General features: G+C 71.1%; 17 protein-coding genes. 11 read left to right on the top strand and 6 right to left on the bottom strand.

The genetic code is table 11. The features are described from left to right. The first annotated feature begins 55 nt into the window (after nucleotides 1-55). The 3 genes from AMA02S_RS24580 to AMA02S_RS24570 all read left to right on the top strand — a co-directional run bounded on the left by AMA02S_RS24580 (nucleotide 56) and on the right by AMA02S_RS24570 (nucleotide 2094). Nucleotides 56-382: a hypothetical protein gene (locus AMA02S_RS24580; protein ID WP_174550984.1), complete on the top strand. Its 327-nt coding sequence runs from the start codon at nucleotides 56-58 to the stop codon at nucleotides 380-382. A gap of 3 nt (nucleotides 383-385) precedes the next feature. After that, nucleotides 386-1543 (top strand): glutathionylspermidine synthase family protein, encoded by a 1158-nt coding sequence (locus tag AMA02S_RS24575; RefSeq protein ID WP_067461748.1) that lies wholly within the window; start codon nucleotides 386-388, stop codon nucleotides 1541-1543. 89 nt (nucleotides 1544-1632) lie between these two features. Then, nucleotides 1633-2094 carry a DUF350 domain-containing protein gene (locus AMA02S_RS24570; RefSeq protein WP_067461747.1) on the top strand — a complete coding sequence of 154 codons (462 nt, stop codon included), beginning with the start codon at nucleotides 1633-1635 and terminating at the stop codon, nucleotides 2092-2094. A gap of 34 nt (nucleotides 2095-2128) precedes the next feature. On the opposite strand, the gene AMA02S_RS24565 is transcribed toward AMA02S_RS24570, so the two are convergent. Beyond that, nucleotides 2129-2323 (bottom strand): DUF3046 domain-containing protein, encoded by a 195-nt coding sequence (locus AMA02S_RS24565; protein ID WP_067461746.1) that lies wholly within the window; start codon nucleotides 2321-2323, stop codon nucleotides 2129-2131. A gap of 127 nt (nucleotides 2324-2450) precedes the next feature. Between AMA02S_RS24565 and AMA02S_RS24560 the strand changes: the two genes are divergently transcribed. Further along, entirely contained in the window at nucleotides 2451-7019 is a 4569-nt protein-coding gene (locus AMA02S_RS24560) for an ATP-dependent helicase (RefSeq protein WP_067461745.1), read from the top strand. A gap of 68 nt (nucleotides 7020-7087) precedes the next feature. On the opposite strand, the gene AMA02S_RS24555 is transcribed toward AMA02S_RS24560, so the two are convergent. The 4 genes from AMA02S_RS24555 to secA2 form a co-directional block, all read right to left on the bottom strand. After that, nucleotides 7088-8161, bottom strand: coding sequence for an alpha/beta hydrolase (locus AMA02S_RS24555; protein ID WP_218005107.1), 1074 nt, complete (start codon nucleotides 8159-8161; stop codon nucleotides 7088-7090). Further along, nucleotides 8158-9759 carry a bifunctional 3-(3-hydroxy-phenyl)propionate/3-hydroxycinnamic acid hydroxylase MhpA gene (gene mhpA / locus AMA02S_RS24550; protein WP_067461744.1) on the bottom strand — a complete coding sequence of 534 codons (1602 nt, stop codon included), beginning with the start codon at nucleotides 9757-9759 and terminating at the stop codon, nucleotides 8158-8160. Before mhpA ends, AMA02S_RS24555 begins: the two co-directional genes overlap by 4 nt. 131 nt (nucleotides 9760-9890) lie before the next feature. Further along, the gene (locus AMA02S_RS24545) at nucleotides 9891-10877 is read right to left on the bottom strand and encodes an AraC family transcriptional regulator (protein ID WP_067461743.1); all 987 of its coding nucleotides are present in this window, start codon (nucleotides 10875-10877) and stop codon (nucleotides 9891-9893) included. A 97-nt stretch (nucleotides 10878-10974) separates the two neighbouring features. After that, nucleotides 10975-13320 carry an accessory Sec system translocase SecA2 gene (gene secA2 / locus AMA02S_RS24540; protein WP_084265551.1) on the bottom strand — a complete coding sequence of 782 codons (2346 nt, stop codon included), beginning with the start codon at nucleotides 13318-13320 and terminating at the stop codon, nucleotides 10975-10977. Between the two features lie 242 nt (nucleotides 13321-13562). Here secA2 and AMA02S_RS44740 point away from each other — a divergent pair, with 242 nt between their 5' ends. Further along, on the top strand, nucleotides 13563-13697 hold the full coding sequence (locus AMA02S_RS44740) for a hypothetical protein (RefSeq protein ID WP_281181912.1): 135 nt from the start codon (nucleotides 13563-13565) through the stop codon (nucleotides 13695-13697). Nucleotides 13698-13919: 222 nt separating this feature from the next. Here the strand turns inward: AMA02S_RS44740 and AMA02S_RS24535 are convergent, their stop codons facing one another. Further along, complete coding sequence (locus AMA02S_RS24535; RefSeq protein ID WP_067461742.1) at nucleotides 13920-15140, bottom strand: ROK family transcriptional regulator; 1221 nt, start codon at nucleotides 15138-15140, stop codon at nucleotides 13920-13922. A 252-nt stretch (nucleotides 15141-15392) separates the two neighbouring features. Between AMA02S_RS24535 and AMA02S_RS24530 the strand changes: the two genes are divergently transcribed. The 6 genes from AMA02S_RS24530 (at nucleotide 15393) to AMA02S_RS24505 (ending at nucleotide 21487) form a co-directional block, all read left to right on the top strand. Then, complete coding sequence (locus AMA02S_RS24530) at nucleotides 15393-16661, top strand: extracellular solute-binding protein (RefSeq protein ID WP_067461741.1); 1269 nt, start codon at nucleotides 15393-15395, stop codon at nucleotides 16659-16661. 226 nt (nucleotides 16662-16887) lie between these two features. Then, nucleotides 16888-17715, top strand: coding sequence for a carbohydrate ABC transporter permease (locus AMA02S_RS24525; protein WP_245667806.1), 828 nt, complete (start codon nucleotides 16888-16890; stop codon nucleotides 17713-17715). Beyond that, a complete protein-coding gene (locus tag AMA02S_RS24520) occupies nucleotides 17712-18554 on the top strand; it encodes a carbohydrate ABC transporter permease (protein ID WP_174550983.1) in 843 nt (280 codons plus the stop codon). Before AMA02S_RS24525 ends, AMA02S_RS24520 begins: the two co-directional genes overlap by 4 nt. Further along, nucleotides 18554-19999 carry a glycoside hydrolase family 3 protein gene (locus AMA02S_RS24515; protein WP_067461739.1) on the top strand — a complete coding sequence of 482 codons (1446 nt, stop codon included), beginning with the start codon at nucleotides 18554-18556 and terminating at the stop codon, nucleotides 19997-19999. Before AMA02S_RS24520 ends, AMA02S_RS24515 begins: the two co-directional genes overlap by 1 nt. Nucleotides 20000-20204: 205 nt before the next feature. Continuing rightward, the gene (locus tag AMA02S_RS24510) at nucleotides 20205-20669 is read left to right on the top strand and encodes an RrF2 family transcriptional regulator (protein ID WP_067461738.1); all 465 of its coding nucleotides are present in this window, start codon (nucleotides 20205-20207) and stop codon (nucleotides 20667-20669) included. Between the two features lie 20 nt (nucleotides 20670-20689). After that, a complete protein-coding gene (locus AMA02S_RS24505) occupies nucleotides 20690-21487 on the top strand; it encodes a DNA-formamidopyrimidine glycosylase family protein (protein WP_067461737.1) in 798 nt (265 codons plus the stop codon). Nucleotides 21488-21671: the final 184 nt, after the last annotated feature.

The raw sequence follows: 21671 nt of genomic DNA, 5'->3' as shown, positions 1-21671 counted from the left end.
CTTGCCCCCACAGGAGCCCCCTCGCCGGCTCAGCTCTCGCGCCGTCAAGGTCGGGATGCTAAGCGCGCTGTCGCTCACTCTGGTCGCCTGCGGTTCCAAGTCGACCACCGCGTACTGCGTGGACCGGAGCGCCTCGGCGATAGGCAAGACGCAGGGCGGCTACAAGGTGGTGTCGGACGGCCTCTGCAACCCGAACGACATCGACAGCGGTCACACCTCGTCCTACAACCGATATTTCTGGTACTACGGCGGCAAGCGCGACTCCGCGGGCTTCGCGACGGGCGGCAGCAGCTTTCGGCCCAGCAAGGGCAAGATCAAGTCGGGTAGCGGGCACACCCTGAGCCGCGGTGGGTTCGGCGGCGGCGGCCGGAGCGGGAGCTGACCGGTGCGCCGTACCCGTTCGACGCCCCGGGACGGCTGGGCGGAGAAAATCGAGTCCCAGGGGCTTGCCTTCCACAAGACCGCGCACCCCGAGCATCTGTCCCGGCCCTACTGGGACGAGTCCGTCCACTACATCTTCGACATGGACGAGGTGCTCGCGCTCGAAGAGGTCGTCGAGGAACTGCACCGGATGTGCCTGCAGGTCGTGGAGCACGTCGTCGCCACTGGGCGCTACCACGTCCTCGGCATACCGGAGTGGGTCGCGCCCTTGATCGAGGAGTCGTGGCGGCGCCGTGACCCGCATCTGTACGGCCGGTTCGACCTGCGCTACGACGGCGACGGCCCGGCCAAGCTCCTGGAGTACAACGCCGACACCCCGACCGCGCTGGTCGAGAGCTCCATCGTCCAGTGGTACTGGCTGCAGGACACCCATCCCGGCGACGACCAGTGGAACTCCATCCACGAGCGCTTGGTGGCCCGCTGGAAGGAGATCGCTCCCGACGTGGCCGAGGGCCCGGCGCACTTCGCCTGGACGAACGGCGACGAGACCGGCGAGGAGGTCATGACGATCGCCTACATGCAGGAGACCGCCGAGGAGGCGGGCCTGCCCGGCGTGGCCATCGCCATGGAGGACATCGGCTGGGACTCCGGGCGCGAGCGGTTCGTCGACCTGGACGAGCAGGAGATCCGCGCGCTCTGCAAGCTCTACCCCTGGGAATGGATCGTCGCCGAACCGTTCGGGCGGCACATCCCCGGCACCCCGACGTCGTGGATCGAGCCGATCTGGAAGATGGTGCTGTCGAACAAGGCGTTGCTCGTCCTGCTGTGGGAGTTGTTCCCAGGGCATCCCAATCTGCTGCCCACTTACCTGAACACGCCGGGAAGCCTCACGTCGTACGTGCAGAAGCCCCTGCTCGGCCGCGAGGGGGCGAGCATGCGCATCGTCACTCCGGACGGCGGTGAGCAGCGCACAGAGGGCGGCTATGGCGCGGAGGGGTTCGTCTTTCAGGAGTTCTGCGCGCTGCCTGACTTCGACGGTGAGCATCCGGTGCTCGGAGCGTGGGTCGTCGAGGACGAGTCCGCGGGGGTCGGCATCCGTGAGACCTCCGGCCTCATCACCGACGACACGTCTTCCTTCGTGCCGCACCGCATCCCTCTGTAGCCCCCGGTAAGAGCGCCGGACCCTGCCGGCACCAGAAGACCTCTGCAACCCCTGCAATACCGAAACCCCTGCAGTACCGAAGGAGAACCATGACAACCCTGGCGGCGAACGACGACAGCCTTGGCCAGATCCTCCTGGACGGGACCGGAGCACTCTTCGCGTACGCCGGGGTCGGTCTGGTGCTGTTCATCATCGGCTTCTACATGACCGACTTCGCCACGCCGGGACGCCTGATCACGGTGATCCGCGAGCACCGCAACCCGAACGCGACGCTGCTCGCGTGCGCCGCCACGGTCGGCGTCGGGCTGATCGTCGCCATGTCGATCTTCGCGTCGGGTGGTGACCTCGCCGAGGGCCTGAGCAGGACGCTGGTGTTCGGCGGCGCCGGTATCGTCGCGCAGACGCTCGCGACGGTGATCTTCGACCGGCTGATCGGGATCAGCATCGGGAAGATGGCCGACGACGCCGACGACCGGCTGGAGCCCGCCGCGATCCTGCTCGCGGTCGCCAACCTGATGATCGGCTTCGTCATCGCGGTGGCCGTCTACTGACCGTCCCGCGGGTGGTCGGCCCCCGGCACGGTCCTTACTGGAGCTTGGAGGGGACGTCGAAGGTGGCCACCACCGCCTGCCAGACCTTCTTGGCGGGTTCCCCATCCGCCAGAGCCTGCTCGACGGTGCGGCCCCCCAGTGCGGCCATGACGTGGTCCTTGGCGACGCTCGCCGCGTAGCCTTCTCCGAACTGCTGGTTCATCCGATCCCAGAAAACTGTGAGCCGCACCCGCCCACGCTATCCGACGGTCGGTTCGTCCAAGGACGCCGTGACCTCGCCGGACAAGCGCTTGCTGCCAATGTGACGCGCGCCACGCGACCGTGTTCTGTCCGACCCGCGAGGCAGGATGGTCCCCATGAGGGGTGACGTGCTCGAACGCTTCTCCCCGGCGACCCGCGCATGGTTCGCCGGGGCGTTCGCCGCACCCACCGCCGCGCAGGCCGGGGCGTGGGAGTCGATCGCCGCCGGCGACGACACCCTGGTCGTCGCCCCGACCGGATCCGGCAAGACCCTCGCCGCGTTCCTGTGGTCGCTCGATCGGCTCGCGGCGGGCGAGGCCGCCGCCGAGCCGCTCAAGCGATGCCGCGTCCTGTACGTCTCGCCGCTCAAGGCCCTCGCCGTGGACGTCGAGCGCAACCTCCGCGCGCCGCTGACGGGCATCCGGCAGGCGGCGCGGCGGCTCGGACTGCCCGAACCCGACGTGCGGGTCGGGATGCGGTCGGGCGACACTCCGGCAGACGAGCGCCGCAGGCTGGCCGTCAAGCCGCCCGACATCCTCATCACGACGCCCGAGTCGCTGTTCCTGATCCTCACCTCGCGGGCTCGCGAGTCGCTGCGCGGCGTGGAGACCGTGATCGTGGACGAGGTGCACGCCGTCGCCGGGACCAAGCGCGGCGCGCACCTGGCGCTCTCGCTCGCGCGGCTCGACGCCCTCCTGGAACGTCCGGCCCAGCGAATCGGACTGTCGGCGACCGTCCGTCCCACCGACGAGGTGGCGGCGTTCCTCGGCGGTACGCGTCCCGCCTCCGTCGTCCAACCGCCTTCCGACAAGGTCTTCGACCTCGACATCGTCGTCCCGGTGGAGGACATGGGCGAGGTGGGGCAGTTCGTCGACGACGCGGGCGCCGCAGATCCGCGCCAGCGCAGTATCTGGCCGCATGTGGAGCACCGCCTGCTCGACCTGATCGAGTCGCACCGCTCGACGCTGGTGTTCGCCAACTCACGGCGCCTCGCCGAACGCCTCTGCGGCCGGCTCAACGAACTGGCCTACGAACGCGCGACCGGTGAGCCTCTGCCCGAAGACCACTCCCCCGCAGCGACGATGGCCCAGGCCGGCGCCGGCCGGGGGGCGCCCGTGGAGATAGCCCGCGCGCACCACGGTTCGGTCTCCAAGGAGGAACGCGCCGGCATCGAGAACGCCCTGAAGGAGGGCCGCCTCCCGGCCGTCGTGGCGACGTCCAGCCTTGAGCTGGGCATCGACATGGGTGCCGTCGATCTGGTCGTCCAGGTGGAGTCACCGCCCTCCGTGGCGAGCGGCCTTCAGCGCGTGGGGCGCGCGGGCCACCAGGTGGGTGCGGTGTCCAAGGGCGTCATCTTCCCCAAGTACCGGGGCGACCTCGTGCAGACGGCGGTGGTGTCGGAGCGGATGCGCAGCGGCGGGATCGAGGAGCTCCGCTACCCGCGCAACCCGCTGGACGTCCTGGCACAGCAGATCGTCGCGATGGTGTCCATGGACGAGTGGACCGTCGACGACCTCGAGACCCTCTGCAAGCACGCCGCCCCTTATGCCACGCTGCCCCGCTCGGCGCTGGAGGCGACGCTGGACATGCTCGCCGGGCGCTACCCCAGTGACGAGTTCGGCGAGTTGCGTCCCCGCCTCGTCTGGGACCGCGTCACCGGCGTCCTGCGCGAACGTCCCGGAGCGCAGCGCCTCGCGGTGACCAGCGGGGGCACCATCCCCGACCGGGGGCTGTTCGGGGTGTTCCTCGTCGGCGAGAAGTCCTCACGGGTGGGGGAACTGGACGAGGAGATGGTGTACGAGTCACGTGTCGGTGACGTGTTCGTGCTCGGCGCCAGCTCGTGGCGGATCGAGGACATCACGCCCGACCGGGTGCTGGTCTCGCCGGCCCCGGGGCAGCCCGGCAAACTCCCGTTCTGGCACGGCGACGCGCTCGGCCGTCCCGCCGAACTCGGACGCGCCCTGGGCGAGTTCACCCGCGAGTTGGCCGCGCTCCCCGCCGACGCCGCGCGTGAGCGCGTCTCCGCCGCGGGCCTGGACGAGTGGGCCGCCGGGAACCTCGTCTCCTACGTCGGGGAGCAGCGCGAGGCCACCGGGCACGTCCCCGACGACCGCACGATGGTCGTCGAGCGGTTCCGCGACGAGCTCGGCGACTGGCGCATGATCGTCCACTCGCCGCTGGGCGCGCGCGTGCACGCGCCGTGGGCCCTGGCCATAGCCGGCCGTCTACGCGAGCGGTACGGCGACGCGCAGGCCATGCACGCCGACGACGGCATCGTCATCCGCGTCCCCGACTCCGACGAGCCGCCGGGGCTCGACACGGCGGTGTTCGACGCCGACGACATCGAACGTGTCGTGGTGGACGAGCTGGGCGGATCGGCCTTGTTCGCGGCCCGGTTCCGCGAATGCGCGGCGCGTTCGCTGCTGCTGCCCCGGCGCCGTCCCGACAAGCGCATGCCGCTCTGGCAGCAGCGCCAGCGCGCCGCGCAGCTCTTGTCGGTCGCGAGCAAGTACCCGTCGTTCCCGATCGTCCTGGAGACGATGCGCGAGTGCCTCCAGGACGTCTTCGACGTCCCGGGGCTGGTCCAGCTGATGCGGGATCTGTCCGGGCGCAAGGTCCGCATGGTCGAGGTGGAGACGTCCGAGCCGTCCCCCTATGCCCGCTCCTTGCTGTTCGACTACGTCGGCGCGTTCATGTACGAGGGCGACTCCCCCCTCGCCGAGCGCCGCGCTCAGGCGCTCGCGCTCGACTCCGCGCTGCTGGCCGAGTTGCTCGGCCAGGCCGATCTGCGCGAGTTGCTCGACCCGGAGGCCGTCGCCGAGACCGAACGCGAACTGCAACGCCGTGCCGATGACCGCCGGGCCCGTGACTTGGAGGGCGTCGCCGACCTCCTGCGCGGCCTCGGTCCCCTCACCACCGCCGAGGTCGCCGACCGTACCGCGGCGGGCACGGGCGAAGTCCCGGCCGTGGCGCGGTGGCTGGTGGAGTTGGAGGGGGCACGGCGGGCGATACGCGTCCGTCTGGGCGGCGCGGAGCGCTGGGCCGCCATCGAGGACGCGGGGCGGCTCCGGGACGCGCTCGGCGCGCCGCTCCCCGTCGGGATTCCCGAGGCGTTCCTCGAACCGGTGGACGATCCCCTCGGCGATCTGATCTCCCGCTACGCGCGCACGCACGGGCCGTTCCGCCCGGCCGATCCGGCGGCGCGCTTCGGGCTGGGCACCGCCGTGGTCGTCGAGACGTTGCGGCGCCTGGCCGGTGCGGGACGCGTGGTCGAGGGCGAGTTCCTGCCCGTCGAGGCGGTGTCGGGGCCTCTGACCAGCGAATGGTGTGACACCGGGGTGCTGCGGACGCTGCGGCGCCGCTCGCTCGCCCGGCTGCGCGCCGAGGTCGAGCCGTCGCCGCCGGAGTCGCTCGGCCGGTTCCTGCCGGCCTGGCACGGCATCGCGGGCGGGGCGCGGCTGCGCGGGATCGACGCGCTCGTCCAGGCGATCGAGCAGCTCCAGGGCGCGGCGGTGCCCGCGTCCGCGCTGGAGTCGCTGATCCTGCCGTCTCGGGTGCCCGGCTACACGCCCGCCATGCTGGACGAGCTGACCTCCGTCGGCGAGGTGGTGTGGGCGGGACAGGGCGGCCTTCCTGGCGGCGACGGCTGGGTGTCGTTGTACCTGGCCGACACCGCGCCGCTCCTGATGCCGGAGCCCGCGGAGATCACGGTCACGCCCGCGCACCAGGCCGTCCTGGAGGCACTCGGCGACGGCGGCGCTCTGTTCTTCCGTACGCTCTCCGACCGGGTCAATCAGCAGGTCACCACCGTTGACGCCGATCTCGTCACCGCCGTGTGGGACCTCGTGTGGGCCGGTCACCTCACCAACGACACCTTGGCCCCGCTACGCGCCGCGCTCGGTTCGGGCCGTCCGACGCACCGCTCCAGGACGACCCGTCGTGGACGGCCTGTCCTGCCGTCCAGGACAGGTCCGCCTACCGTCGCCGGGCGCTGGTGGCCGCTCCCCGAGCGCGAAGGCGAGGCGACCTTGCGCTCGCACGCGCTGGCGGAGTCGCTGTTGGAGCGGTACGGCATCGTCATCCGCGGCGCAGTGGCCGCCGAGCGGACGCCGGGGGGCTTCTCCGCCGTCTATCCCGTCCTGCGCGCGTTCGAGGAGAGCGGCCGGTGCAGGCGTGGCTACTTCGTCGAAGGGCTGGGAGCGGCCCAGTTCGCGCTGCCGGGTGCCGTCGACCGGCTCCGGGCCCTGCGTCCGTCCACCGCTCCCCCGGACGACCTCGCCTCCCTTTGGGAGTCGCCGGGCAGACCCGCCGGTCGGGCGCTGGTGCTGGCCGCCGCTGATCCGGCCAATCCGTACGGCGCGGCCCTGCCCTGGCCCTCGCGCGACGACGAGGTCGCCAGCGGCCACAAGCCGGGACGCAAGGCGGGCGCGCTCGTCATCCTGGTGGAGGGCCGTCTCGCCCTCTACGTCGAACGCGGCGGCCGCACGCTGCTGACCTGGGATGACGATCCTGACGTCCTGCAACCCGCGGTGGACGCGCTCGCCCTGGCCGTCCGCGAGGGCGCCCTCGGCAAGCTGACCGTCGAACGCGCCGACGGAGGGTCGATCGGTGACTCCCCCTTGGCCGCCGCCCTGGAATCGGCTGGGTTCCATCCCACTCCCCGCGGCCTCCGGCTGCGCAGATAGCGACCCCGGCGGGGTCCGCTGTCCAGCACGGCGTCCAGCGCCGTGCTCTCGTTGAAAATCCTCTGGGCTCACTCCTTGGTTCGCGCGAGGCGGTCGGCGAACCAGTCCGCAACGAAGGCGGTGCGCTCATCAGCGTGGTTGTAGATGGTGTGCTCGCCATCGTCCCAGGTGTGCATCGTCGCGTCGTCGCCGGCCGCGTCCAGGAATGGCTGCTGGTCGGCAAGGGTGATGATCGGATCCTGCCCGCCGTGCAGCACCAGTAGCGGGCAGGTGATCCGGTCGGTGGGGGCGAGCGCGAGCCGGTCGAAGTTGCGCTGGATCTCGTCAGGGTCCGTGGTGCCGAGCATTGCGGCCGCCTGCTGGACGAAGGTGCGGAAGTCCAGCAGGCGGGGACGGGCGGGTGCGCCGTTGACGCACACCGCCGAGACCCGCGGGTCGGACGCGGCGGTGGTGGCGGCGTAGAGCCCACCGAGGCTGTTGCCCCACAGGCCGACACCGGATCCGAGTGCCGTGCGGTCGCGGACGTGGCTCACAAAGGTGCTGTAGGCGGCGCGGACGTCGGCGTCCAGCATGACTCCACCACGCCAGCGGGCCTCTCCCTGACCCGGGCCTTCCGCGAGCAGCGCCGCCACCCCGCGTGCCGCCAGCGCCTCGGCCTGACGCTGGTAGGCCGCGCCCCAGCCGCTCTGCCCGCCGAAGATGATCACCGTGCCCGTCGCCGGGCCGGCAGGCCGGACGAGCCAGCCGAACAGGCGGCCGCTGGCGAACGGCAGTTCCACCCGCTCCCAGGCCGGGGTGCGCAGGGCACCCGCGGCGGCGATCGCACTGGTGAACCGGGTGTAGAGCTCGATCTTCCGGGGCGTGTCGAAGTCGTGCGCCATCTGCGCGAACAGGAGGTCGGCGGCGGCCGCCCGGTACGCCTCGATCGCGGTGATGGTGTGGCCCGCGGTCCGCGCCGCGTCCGCACGCGCGAGGTGCGCGGTCGCCAGATCCTTGGCGGCGTCGTCCCATGACGTGCCCGCATCGGTCGCCTGGCGCAGGGCGAGCACGTCAGCGTAGATCATGCCGCAGTCGAGCATCCGCGTCGGCGGCATGGCCCGCCACAGCGCGTCCGCCGGCGCGAGCGTGTCGGTGATCTTCATGCGCCCGCCTCCACCTGGGCGGGGGCGGCCACCCACGACAGCCTGGCGCGCAGCCCGTCCACGACCGCCGGCAGTTCACCGATCTTCCCCGCCCAGTACAGGTGGAAGTCCGGTCGCCCGATGAACGCGTCCACCCCGTGCTGTTCGAGGTAGCCGGCGTAGGTGCCGTCGATGTCGGTGACGGAGTCCGGTGAGCCGGCCGCCAGGCAGGCCCGGCGGACGCCGAGCGCGTCGAGGAAGGCCGTCTGATCGGTGCTGAGCACATCGCGGGCGTCCGCGCGGCTGATCAGGCTGAACCCGCCGCCGATGACATCGTCGCACCTGCCCTCGGCGGCGCCCTTGCCGATGATGCCCTGCGGCGCCAGCGTCCCGGCGAGCGGAGCCGGGGTGCCGTCGGCCGGGGTGTGGATGACACCGGCGACGAGCGTCGGGAACTGCGGAGGCGGCGGGACGTTGCCGGTGCGGAACGCCTCGTCACGTGCGGCGGCCTCGTCGGGGTCGTGGGTGTTGGCGATCCTGCCTAGCGCGATGGACATCTCGGCGATGGCGGTCGCGTGCGGGCGGCGCTCGGTCTCGTAGGTGTCCAGCAGCGCCTCGTCCGCGAGCCCGCGCAGCACCAGGTCCAGTTTCCACCCCAGGGTGATCCCGTCGCGCATGCCAGAGCACGCGCCCTGCCCCATGTACGGCGGAGTGGTGTGCGCGGCGTCGCCGGCCAGGAACGTCCTGCCCGTCCGCCAGGACCGGGCGATGCGGGCCTGGAAGACATAGACCACCTGGCGAAGGATCTTGACATCCTCGGGGCCGAGGTCGCACTGGTCGCGCAGCCAGGTCCAGGCGTAGTCGGGTCTCTCGAACACCGCCTGGTCCTCACCGGGAAGGACGGCCACCTCGAATCGCTGGCGGCCGCGCCCGATCGGCATCCACATGTGGCCGCGGGCGGGGTCGCAGAACTGGGTGAGCCGGTCGAAGCGCTCCGGGAGAGGGCGCAGCCGCTGGGTGTCGATGTTCAGCCACCGGTCGTCGACACCGTGGTCGATGCGCTCGATGCCCAGGGTCGCGCGGACGAAGCTGTTGGCCCCGTCCGCGCCGACCAGGTACTTCGCGGTGATCGTGCGCTCCTCGCCCGCGTGCGACCACTGCCCGGTCCGCGACTGGGTCCACGGACGCGCCGTCACCTGGACGTGGCCGTCGTCCTGGTGGACGTTGACCACGGCGAAGCCCTGGTTGACCTCCACGTGCCCGGTGGACCGCACCTGCTCGTCGATGGCGTCCTCGATGTCGGGCTGATACATCGAGATGTGGCTTGCGTAACCACAGCTGTCGCCGTGCCAGTCCAGTTCGACCAGCAACTCACCGGCACCGTTGAGGTAGCGGTAGTTGGGGATCGGCCAGGCGTCGCGCAGGGCGTGGTCGATGTCACCGACGGATTGGATGATCCGGGCGGTCTCACCATCGATGTGCGTCAGGCGCGGGAGACCGTACAGTCCCGGCCAGCGCTCGAACACGATCACGCGGTGACCTGCTTTGCCCAGGGCCGACGCCAGTACCAGCCCCGTCGGCCCGTAGCCTACGATCGCCACATCGCAGTCGAAATCCATGGTGAACCTGCCCTTCGAGCCAAAGCCCCGCATGATGGGTCGACGGTAGGCTCGGCGGGCCATTGGGCCTATCCGCGCGGCGACAGGGCGATCCAGCCCGCGACAACGGATGCCGGTAAGTGGCCCGGCTGCTACGACTCGGCGCGCAGGGTGGTCGACGGAAGCTGGCCGTAGCGCTCCTGATAGGCGGCCGCGAAGCGCGGCAGGTGGGTGAACCCCCACCGGAACGCCACCTCGGCCACGGTGACGCCGGAGCCCGGCTGCGTCGACCGCAACTCGTCGTGGACCCGCGTTAGCCGTGCCTGCTGGACGTACTCACGGGGTGGGACGCCGACATACTCCCGGAAGTACCGCTGCAGAGACCGGGCGGTCACCCCGGCCACGCGGGCCAGCCGATCGATCGACAGCTCTTCCTCCGGGCAAGTGTCGATGTGCGCGATCGCCCGGCGCAGCGGCGTGGGCCGGTGCTCGCCGATGCCCCGATCGGCGAGCTGTTCGGAGAAGTTGTGGGGCTGCGCCAGCAGCAGGCCGGTCATCAGCATGCCCGCCCACGGGCCGGCGGCCACCGGGTGCGCGGTGAGCCCGGACGGCTGGTCGAGGTCGCGGACCAGCAGCCGGACCGAGCGGACCCACGAGTCGGCCGCCGGGGTGCGCAGGTCCATCCTCGGCTGGAATCGGATCGGCGCGGCCACCGGACGGTCGAGCAGTTCCTCAAGGCGACGTTCCAGCGCGTACCGCTCGATGCGAACGTGCAACTGCCGGTAGTCGGTGCTCAGCCGCATCTGCGCACGCATACGGGGCGAGATGATCGCCGCGGTCGAGCGGTCGACGAGGACCTCGTCGGTGGCGTAGCGGATGCGGTTGAAGCCACCGAGCGAGAGGTTGACGTCGTAGTAGTCGACCTCCTCGGTCAGCTGGACGTTCAGCTCGCAGTTGCGGTGCCATCCGTAGATGAGGGAGAGCGGACCGAGATCGGCCATGGAGACGTCGGTGCGGATCCTGGCGCCGCCGGGGCCGGCGGGGACCGAGCGGTGCGGGGTGAGGTACCGCGAGACGCACGCACGGAACTCGTCGAGGTCGGCGGAGCGCAGAACCGAGAAGCGCTTGAGGGCACCCATCGCCTCACCGCCTTCGCGAGCCTGTCCCGCATCCTAGTCGCAGCCGCTTCATGCCGATACGTCTCACCTGGCGGTTCTTGGCGGGCGAGCCCGCTTCTCAGCGGCGGCCCTTGAACATGGAGACGAGGCCCCGGAACGCGCGCTCGTCCAGGGATCCGAAGGGGTTGTCATGGACGAGGTAGGTCCACGTGGCGGAGGGGCGCTGAAGGCCGGCGGCGTCCAGATCGATGCCGTCCTCGGAGGCGGTGAGGGCCTCGAAGGCGGTGACCGAACGCCGCGTGGCGTCGGCGAGGATGCGTTTGCCCGCGGGGACGGCCTCGCGGTTGAACTCGATCAGCGGATCGAGGCCGCGGCCGAGCGAGCGCAGGTGGATGCCCTCGCGGAGATCGGCGAGGAAGGCCAGATGCTCGGCCCAGCAGCGGTCCAGCTCGTACAGGACGATCTGGCGCGCGGCCGCCGCCACCGCCTCCGCGCCGGCGATCTCGGTCAGCTCGGCGTGCCTGCCGGGCGCCTCGGCTGCGAGCAGCCGGTCGGCGCGGTCACCGCGCAGGACGTCGTCGCGTTCGGCGAGGACCTCGCGACGTTGGAGCCCGATCAGGTGGTTGTAGCGCCAGGTGTTGCGGTGGATCTCCAGGTCGACGCCCTCGGCGACGCGCTGGGCGTGGCCGACGATCCAGTGCGCGCCCTTGTCGTGGACGCGTCCGTCGTCGTCGGTGGCGGTCCTGCCCTTGCCCTGCGAGGGCTTGTCGTCGGGTGCGTAGCGGGTCACGAGATCGTCTTGGAGGCTGGTGAAGAACACCGAGCCGCCGGGGTCGCCCTGACGTCCGGCACGGCCTCTGAGCTGGTCATCCAGACGGCTGCTGTGGTAGCGGCCGGTCCCGATCACCAGCAGCCCGCCGGCCGCCGCGACCCGGTCGCGGCCGGCGCCGGCGGCCTCGGCCGGGGCGGTGCCCGGCGCCTTCGGCGACGGGCTGCCGCCCAGCCGGATGTCGGTGCCGCGCCCGGCCATCTGCGTCGAGACGGTGATCGCGCCCTCCGCACCGGCCTCGGCGATGATCGCGGCCTCCTCCGCGTCGTTCTTGGCGTTGAGGACGACGCGGTCCAGCCCGGCGCGGGCGAGGCGGCGGGCGAGGCGCTCGGACTCGGCGACGTCGCCCGTGCCGACCAGGACCGGACGCCCGGACGCGTGCGCCGCGGCGATCGCCTCGACGATCGCCACCTCCTTGTCGACGACGGTCGCGTGCAGGCGGTCGGGCTCGTCGTCGCGGACGCACGGCCTGTTCGGCGGGACGACCGCGATCTCCAGCGAGTAGAACTCGGTGAGCTGCCCGGCGACGGCCAGCGCCGTGCCCGTCATGCCGCAGCGGACCGGATACCGCCCGACCAGCTCCTGGACGGTGATCGAGTCGAGGATCTCCCCGCTGGGGGAGGCCTCCAGGGCCTCCTTCGCCTCGACCGCCGCCTGCAGCCCGTCCGGCCAGCGTTGCAGCAGCGCCACCCGGCCACGCGACTCGCTGATCAGCTTCACCGCGCCGTCCCGGACGATGTAGTCCACGTCGCGGTGCAGCAGGACCTCGGCGTGCAGGGCGACGTTCACGGCGGTGAGGGTGTCGAGGTGCTCGGCGGCGTACAGGTCGACGCCGAGAGCGCGCTCCACCTCGCGCGCGCCCGACGGGGTCAGCTGGACGTTGCGGGCCTCGTCGTCGGCGGAGTAGTGCAGGCCCGGCCGCAGCCGCCGCACCAGGTCGGCGTACCGGGGGTCGGCCTCGTCGAGATCGGAGGCCCCGGCGAGGACGAGCGGGACCATGGCCTCGTCCACCAGCACGGAGTCGGCCTCGTCGACCAGCGCGACGGACGGCTCGGTCAGGACGAGGTCGGCGGGGTCGGTGACGAGACGGTCGCGCAGCAGGTCGAAGCCGATCTCGCTGACCGGCGCGTAGGTCACGTCCGCCCGGTACGCCTCGCGCCGCTTCTGCGGAGTGGACGCCTGCCCCACCCAGGCGGCCGACACGCCGAGCAGGTCGTACAGCGGCCCCATCCACTCGGCGTCGCGCCGGGCGAGGTAGTCGTTGACCGACATCACGTGCACGCGGCGGCCGCGCAGCACGTGCCCGGCGGCGGCGAGCGCGCCCGCGAGGGTCTTTCCCTCGCCGGTGGCCATCTCCGCGACGTGGCCGGACAGCAGCGCGAGCGTGCCGACGAGCTGGACGTCGAACGGCCGCTCCCCCAGTGCCCGCCGGGCCGCCTCCCGGCCGAGGGCGCACAGCTCCGCGAGGTCCTCCTCGTCGCGCAGGGCGGACGCGGCGGCGGTCAGCCCCTCGTCGTCCAGTTCCCGGACACGGGCCTCGCGCGCACCCGCCTCGGCCACGATCGCCCGGAACGGCGCCAGATCGACGCTCCCCGGCTTCTGGACGAGCCGCCGCAGCCGGTCACGCAGCGCCATGGCATCCCCTCGGTTCCTCGATCACGGACCCCAACGGGCGAACACAGGTCCGCGTTCCCCCCATGATCGCAGTGGAGCGAGCGGTAGCCCAGGGCGGAAACCCCGCCATAAGCCCTCCCTAGAAGGTCTGACCTCGACTTCATCCCCAAGGCGGATCCCCGGGGCGCCTCCCGTTTGAGAACATGAGGACATACGGGGTTGCGGTGACCAGGGGAAAGAGTCACCGCGGAACGGGGTTCGTCATGACACCTACGGCACGGTGGGCCGCCGCGCAGCGGCGCAAGCGCCAGATCATCAGTCAGACGGTCATCGACCGCGCGTTGAACGACCCGCGGCGCCATGATCAGGACGCGGAGGGCGCGACGTCCGCCAAGTAGGCGCTCCCAAGCAGGCGCTCCCAGGTAGACGCTCCGCCACAATGAGGGCCCCCGCCATCGGCGGGGGCCCTCGTCCGTCTCCGGCCCTGTCCGTTCAACGCAGTGCCCGTCCAAGTCAGTGCCCGTCCACGTCAGTGCCCGTCCAGGTCAGTGCCCGTCCACGTCAGTGCCCGTCCAGGTCAGTGCCCGTTCGGCTCAGTGCTCGTCCACGTCAGTGCCCGGTCAGCCCTTCTCCGCCGAGAACACCTCGTCCCGGGCCTGTTCGAGGGCGGCGTGCAGGGCGCCGCGCAGGACCGGGTTGCCCTCCACCTCCGTCACCGCGACGGACGGCCGGGTCGGGCTGATGCGTCCGACCGCCCGCTCGATGCGGGTGGCCAGGGGCCTGCCGCCGGCGCGGCCGAGGTGGCCCGACAGCACGACCAGACCGGGGTCCAGGACGATGTTGACCGACGTCACACCGTAGGAGATGCGGTTGGCGAGCTCGTCCAGGAAGGTGCCGCCGCGGCCTTCGTCGGCCGCCGCGGCACGGACGCAGTCCACGGCGGTCGGCTCGGTGAAGCCGTGCGCGTGGGCGAGGGTCCGCACGGCGTCCGCGCCCACGAGTGATCCGTAGCCGCCGGCGAGGGTGGGGATGCCCCACGTCGTCGACTCGGTCACACCCTCGTCCTCCTGGCCACGTCTGGCCGTGCCCAGCGGGAGCGGAGCCCCCGGGACGGGCAGGTAGCCGATCTCACCGGCGCCCCCGGACCGCCCGCGATGCAACCGGCCGCCGAGCATCACCGACAGGCCGATGCCGCGGTCGAACCACATGAGCGCGAAGTCGTCGGCGGCGCGTGCCGCGCCGTAGGCCCGCTCGGCGATGGCGGCGAGGTTGACGTCGTTCTCGATCGTCACCGGGCGGCGCAGGTCGGTCCGCAGGGCCTCCAGGACACCCTCATGCCAGGCCGGGAGGTCGAAGGAGAACTGCACGTCCCCGGACCGGGGGTCGACCACGCCGGGGGTGCCGATGACGAAGGCGCTGAGCCGCGACAGCGCCACCCGGGCCGAGCGGCAGGCCTTGACGACGGCGCTGTGCACCATCTTCACGGGCTCGTCGGCGCCGTTCGGGTCGACGGTAACCTGGGCGATGAGGCAGCCGGTGATGTCGGCGACCCCTGCGGTGACGCCGTCGGGCCCCACCTCAAGACCGGCGACATAGGCCGAGGACGGGACCACCGCGTACAGCGCGGCGTTGGGTCCCCGGCCCCCCGCCTGCTCCCCGACGACCTCGACCAGCCCGCGTTCCTCAAGCCTGGACAGCAGTTGGGAGGCGGTGACCTTCGACAGCCCGGTGTGCTCGCCGATCTGGGCGCGGGTGAGCGGGCCCTGCTCGACGAGCAGGTCCAGCGCCGCGCGGTCGTTGAGCTCACGCAGCAGCCGCGGTGTTCCCGGGCGTCTGGCCATCCTTGCACCCCTCGATGTCTCAATCCGCTAACGGGCGGTTTTGTTTAGGAAAGTTTCTTGTTAGTTTACGCCCAAGCGCCAACCGGTCCCGTACCCGGGAGGGTGGCGCGCGCAGAACGCCGAGTGGCGAGCAGGGCGCCGCGAGCGATGCGACGTCGAGAGGGGCATGGCTGGACCCTAAAGGGTCTGGTCATGCTCCACTCGCACCGCAGGCCACAAGGCCGCGCAAGGCGATGCCGGAAAGGACCCCCAGTGAGGTACATCAAGGTTGCGGCAGCAGCAGCCGCAATTGCCCTGGCCGCCACGGCCTGCGGCGGTGACGACAAGGACGACAAGTCCAGTTCGGGCAAGGACCCAGCGCAGCTGAAGGTCTGGATGATGGGCGAGGGCACGCCCGAGCAGACCAAGTTCCTCGACACCGTCGAGACCGAGTTCAAGCAGAAGCACCCGGGCACCGACGTCCAGATCAAGTACGTTCCGTGGCCGCAAGTCGCCACGACTTTCCAGAAGGCCGCCGCCGGTGGTGAGGGCCCCGACGTGACGGAGCTGGGCAACACCGACGTCCAGTCCCACATCGAGCAGGGCAGCCTGGCCGACATCACCGACAAGTACTCCGGCTGGGCGGACGGCAAGACCCTTAACAAGACCGCGCTTGGCAACGACCAGTCGAACGGCAAGACCTACGCGGTGCCGTGGTATGGCGGCGTGCGGGCCATCTGGTATCGGACGGACTGGTTCCAGCAGCTCGGCATTCAGCCTCCCAAGACCTGGACCGAGCTGAGCGCCGCCGCCAAGAAGGTCCAGGACGCCAAGAAGGTCCCCGGCATCGGCGTGCCCTCCGACCAGACCAACGCTCTCGTCAGCTTCATCTGGGGCAACGGCGGCGAGGTGGCCACCAAGGACGGCGGCAAGTGGGCGGGCAAGCTCGACCAGCCGCAGGCCGTCGAGGCGGTGAACTTCTACACCGGGCTGGTGACCAAGGACAAGGTCGCGCCGGCGAAGTACATCGGCAAGAACGAGCTGGAGGGCCCGCAGCGCGACTTCGCGCTCGGCAAGCTCGGCATGTACATCGACGGCAGCTGGTCCCTGAAGGAGATGAAGAAGATCTCCGACAAGGACGCCGACAAGTGGGCCGTGTTCCCGATCCCGAGCAAGGCCGGCGGCAACGCCCCGGTCATGGCGGGCGGCTCCGACCTGGCCGTGTGGAAGGACAGCAAGGCCCCGGACGCGGCGTTCGACTACATCACGATCCTGAACAACGCCAAGAACGCCGCCGCGTGGGCCGACTACAGCGGCTTCTCGTCCATGCGCTCGGATGTGAAGTTCTCCGACCCGAAGCTGGCGATCTTCACCGAGATCGCCGGTAACACGAAGTTCACCCCGATCAGCTCCGGCTGGGGCGAGTTCGAGCAGGCCAAGAAGGTCCTGCCGAACGCCATGAAGGCGATCATGCAGGGCAAGCCCGCCGATGCCGAGTTGAAGAAGGCCAACGAGCAGGCCAATACCCTGCTCAACCCGTAAGGATCTGGCACCGGCCGCCCGTCCGCGCCGCGGGCGGCCGGAGCCGGAAGGCCACCCGTCCCCGCTGATCGGAAATCTCGACATGCTCGATACCGCTCCCGCGGTCAGGGGCACGCCCGGCAGGAAGACCCCTGGCCGGGCGCGCTCCCTCCGCAGGCCCCGATTCGGGCCCTACCTCTTGATCGCGCCGACCGTGGTCGTGATCGCCCTGCTCATGTTCTGGCCCATGATCCAAATCGGGATCATGTCGTTCCAGAAGGTCGGCAACCGCCAGCTGCGCGGCGAGCCGGCCGAGTCGGTGGGCACCGAGAACTTCCGCACGATCTTCGATGACCCGTTCTTCTGGCAGACCCTCCGGCACACCGTGCTGTTCGCCGTGGTCGCGGTGTCGCTGACCCTGGTGGTCGGCACGCTGGTGGGGCTCCTGCTGAACAAGCTCGGCAAGAAGATGTCGAGCTTCGTCGCGGGCGGCGTCATGGTCGCCTGGGCGACGCCGCCGGTCACCGCGGCGATCATCTTCACGTGGCTGTTCGGCACCACCGGCGGCCTCGTCAACTGGTGCCTGGACCTGCTGCCGGACTTCCTGATCGGCGGCGGCTGGGACGACTACAACTGGTTCGCCAAGCCGCTGTCCACCTACACGGTGCTGACCGTGTGCGTGGTGTGGCAGGCGTGCCCGTTCGTCGCCGTGTCCGTCCTGGCCGGCTTGAAGAGCGTGCCCAGCGAGCTCTACGAGGCGGCGCGCGTGGACGGGTCGGGCCCGTGGCGGACGTTCTGGAGCATCACCTACCCGATCCTCAAGCCCATCTTCCTCGTCCTGCTCGTCATGTCGATCATCTGGGACTTCAAGGTGTTCACCCAGCTGTTCGTCATGGCCGGCATGGCCAACCGCGACTCGTTCAACCTGTCGCTGTACGCCTACAGCGAGGCGTTCGGATCGATGAATCCGAAGCTCGGCATGGGATCGGCCATCGCGCTGGTGCTCACGCTGATCCTGCTCATCGTCACGGCCCTGTACGTGCGGGTCATGGTCCGTCAAGGGGAGACCCGATGAAGCGCTCCCTGGTCCGCAGGATCGTCCTCAACGGGACGGGCCTGCTCGTCTTCGTGTTCGCGGTGTTCCCCGTCTTCTGGATGGCCTCCACCGCGTTCAAGCCCAACAACGAGATCTTCAGCACCACGCCGAAGCCGTTCCCGTCGCACCCGACGCTGGAGCATTTCGACCTGGTGCTGAACGGCGGCATCGCGGAGGTCTCCTTCTGGGAGTACTTCCGCAACAGCGCCATCCTCGCGCTGGTCACGGTCGTGGTGTCGAGCCTGCTCGCGCTGCTGGCCGCGACGGCCGTCGCCCGGTTCCGCTTCCGGTTCCGCACCACGTTCCTGATCATGCTCCTGGTGGTGCAGATGGTGCCGTTGGAGGCCCTGGTCATTCCACTGTTCCTGGACCTCAAGAAGCTGGACCTGCTCAACACCCTGCCCGGACTCGCGATGGTCTACATCGGCTTCGCGGTCCCGTTCGCGATCTGGATGCTGCGCGGCTTCGTCGCCGCGGTACCGCGCGAACTGGAGGAGGCCGCCGCGATCGACGGCGCCGGCCCCGTCCGGACGTTCTTCAAGGTCATGCTCCCGCTCGTCGCGCCCGGACTGGTCGCGACCAGCATCTTCTCCTTCATCACCGCCTGGAACGAGTTCATCTTCGCGTTCACCTTCCTGGACGACCAGGAAAAATACACCCTGCCGATCATGCTGCAGTTCTTCTTTGGCCGCAGCGGCAACGCCTGGGGGCCCATCATGGCAGCGTCCACGCTGCTCACCATTCCCGTCATCGCCTTCTTCCTCATCGTCCAGCGCCGAATGGTGTCCGGACTGACCGCAGGGGCGGTGAAGGGGTGATGAGCGACGACATCGCACGGCTCGCCCGCGGCACGCTCCTCCCGTCCTTCCCCGGCCCGACAGCGCCACGCTGGCTGCTGGACGAGCTGGAGGCCGGACTCGGCGGCGTCACGCTCTTCGCACTGACCGGCAACGTGCCGAGTCCCGAGTCCCTCGCCGCCCTGACCGCGCAGATGCGCAAGGCCGGCGACCCGTTCGTGACCATCGACGAGGAGGGCGGGGACGTCACCCGGCTGGGCGGGCACGCCACCGGCAGTCCCTACCCCGGAAACGCCGCCCTCGGCGCGGTGGACGATCCGGAGCTGACCCGGCGCGTCTACCGCTCGCTGGGCGCCGAACTGGCCGAGGTGGGCGTCAACTTCAACTTCGCGCCCTCGGTGGACGTCAACACCGCCGACGACAACCCCGTGATCGGGACCCGCTCGTTCGGCCCGGACCCCGAACTGGTCGCGCGGCACGCCGCGGCGGCCGTGACGGGCACCCAGGAGGCCGGCGTGGCGGCGTGCGCGAAGCACTTCCCCGGGCACGGGGCCACCGTGGAGGACTCCCATCTGTCCGTCCCGCTCGTCGACGCCGACCTGGAACTGCTGGACCGCCGTGAGCTGGTCCCGTTCCGGGCGGCGATCGAGGCCGGCACCCGCGCGGTGATGACCGGGCATCTCAACCTGCCCGCGATCACCCGCGGGGTGCCGGCCACCCTCTCCGCCGCCGCGATCACCGGGCTGCTGCGCGAGCGGCTCGGCTACCGGGGGGTGATCGTCACCGACGCGCTCGACATGGAGGGCGCGAGCGGTGAGATCGGCATCCCGGAGGCGTCCGTCCGGGCGCTGATCGCCGGCGCGGACCTGCTGTGCCTTGGCCCCAACGAGCATGCCGAGACCCTCTCCGCGACGCTGGAGGCCATCGCAGCGGCCGTGCGGGCGGGCAGGCTGGCCCCGGAACGGCTCGCCGACGCGGCGGAGCGCACCGGCGCTCTGAAGCGCTGGCTGGCCGGGCACAGTCCCGCGGTGATCGACCGCGCCGCCGGTCTGGAGGCCGCCCGCCGCGCCATCCGCGTCTCGGGCTCGCTGCCCGGCTGGATCGGCGCGCCACTGGTGGTCGAGCTGGAGGCGACCGGCAATATCGCGGTCGGCCCGACCCCGTGGGGGTTGAACCCGTGGGCACCTGACGCCGTACAAGCTGACGGGGCCGAAGGGGAGGCAGACCGTGTCCTGGAACGTGCCACGGGCCGTGGATTGGTCGTCGTCCTGCGGGACGCGCACCGCCACGCGGGCCAGCGCGCGCTCACCAACGCGCTCCTGACGGCCCGTCCGGACGCGGTCGTGGTGGAGATGGGGTTGCCCGTCTGGCGGCCCGGCTCCGCGGTCTATCTGGCCACCTACGGCGCCGCCGCGGCCAACGCCCAGGCGGCCGCCGAGCTCCTCGGCCTCACCACCGCCGCCTGAGGCCCGCCCGCCGGGCGGCACCTCCCCCACCCGGCGGGCGCTCGGTCCGTGGCGTGCCCGTCGGACGAGAGCCCGGTTCCGGCGGGCACGTCACGCCGCATGAACTCCCCGGCCACACTGCCCGCACCCCCCGCCACGCCACCCGAACTCACGAGTCAGAGCGGGGTAAGACCAACCAGTCCGATCGGCAAGGGATAATACAAGCATGCGATTGTCCGCCCGGGTCGACTACGCGCTGCGCGCCGCCGCCGAGCTGGCTGTCGCCGGAAGCCATCCGGTGACCGCCGTCCAGCTCGCTGAGGCCCAGCAAATTCCGCCCAAATTCCTGGAGAACATCCTCGGTCAGCTACGCCGGTCCGGCCTCGTCCGGAGCCAGCGCGGCCCCGAGGGCGGCTACTGGCTGGCGAAGCCGGCCGAGAAGATCTCCCTCGCCGACATCATCCGTGCGATCGACGGGCCGCTGCTCGGAGTCCGCGGGGAGCGGCCCGAGCACGTCGGCTACGAGGGCCCCGCACGCTCCTTGCAGGACGTGTGGATCGCGCTGCGCGCCAGCGAGCGCGCCATCCTCGAATCGGTCTCCCTCGCCCACATCGCCGAGGGCGAGCTTCCGAGCCCCGTCCGCAAGCTCACCGAGGACCCGACGGCCTGGGAGAGCCCGTCCCTGATCTGACCTGACCCTCTGAGGCATCCATGCCGGAAGGCGACGTCGTCTGGCTGGCCGCCCGGCGCCTGCACGAGGCGCTCGCCGGGCGGCCGCTGGCGCGCTCGGACTTCCGCGTCCCCCGACTCGCCACCACCGACCTGCGCGGCCGGGGGGTGCTGTGCGCGTTGTCGCTCGGCAAGCACATCCTGGTGCGCGTCGAGGGCGGGCTGACCGTCCACACGCACCTGTTGATGGAGGGCCGCTGGCAGATCCGCCGCGCCGGGCCCACCCCCCACGACCACCGGATCCGGCTCGTGCTGGCGAACGCCGAGTGGCAGGCGCTCGGCTACTCCCTCGGGCTGGTGGAACTGCTGCGCACCGCCGAGGAGGACAAGGCCGTCGGCCACCTCGGGCCCGATCTGCTCGGCCCGGGCTGGGGCGCCGAGCCCGCCGCCGTGGCGGTCTTGCGGCTGGGCGAGCAACCGGCGCGGGCGATCGGCGAGGCCCTGCTCGACCAATCCCTGCTCGCGGGGGTCGGCAACGTGTACAAGGCCGAGATCCTGTTCCTGCGTGGCGTCAACCCGTGGACGCCCGTCCGCGACGTGCCCGACCTGCCCGCGATGGTGGATCTCGCCCACCGGCTGCTGGAGGCCAACAAGGAGCGGCACGGCCACATCACCACCGGCGACCGGCGGCGCGGCCGGGAGCACTGGGTGTACGGACGGGCCGGGCAGCCCTGCCGCCGCTGCGGCGCCCGCGTCCGGCGGGCCGCGCAGGCGTCCGACGTCGGCGACCGGGTCACCTACTGGTGCCCGCGCTGCCAGCCTCCGCCGGACGGCCCCTGAGCGGGCCGGAGGCGCCCGGTGCGCAAGGCCGCCGGCGCGGGTCGGCGCCCGCCCAGGTCCCGGGCCGTCGGACGGGTCGCCGCCTGTTCCGGGTCGCCGGATCCTGCGCCCGCACCGTCGATCCTCCGCCTCCCTTCCTCTCCAAGTCAATTCTCGGGTTTTCTTCACAATCCCTTAGGTATAG

Origin of the sequence: Actinomadura macra NBRC 14102 (genome assembly GCF_001552215.1) — a bacterium.
GTDB lineage: Bacteria > Actinomycetota > Actinomycetes > Streptosporangiales > Streptosporangiaceae > Spirillospora > Spirillospora macra.
This window is presented reverse-complemented; position numbering and strand designations above follow the sequence as displayed.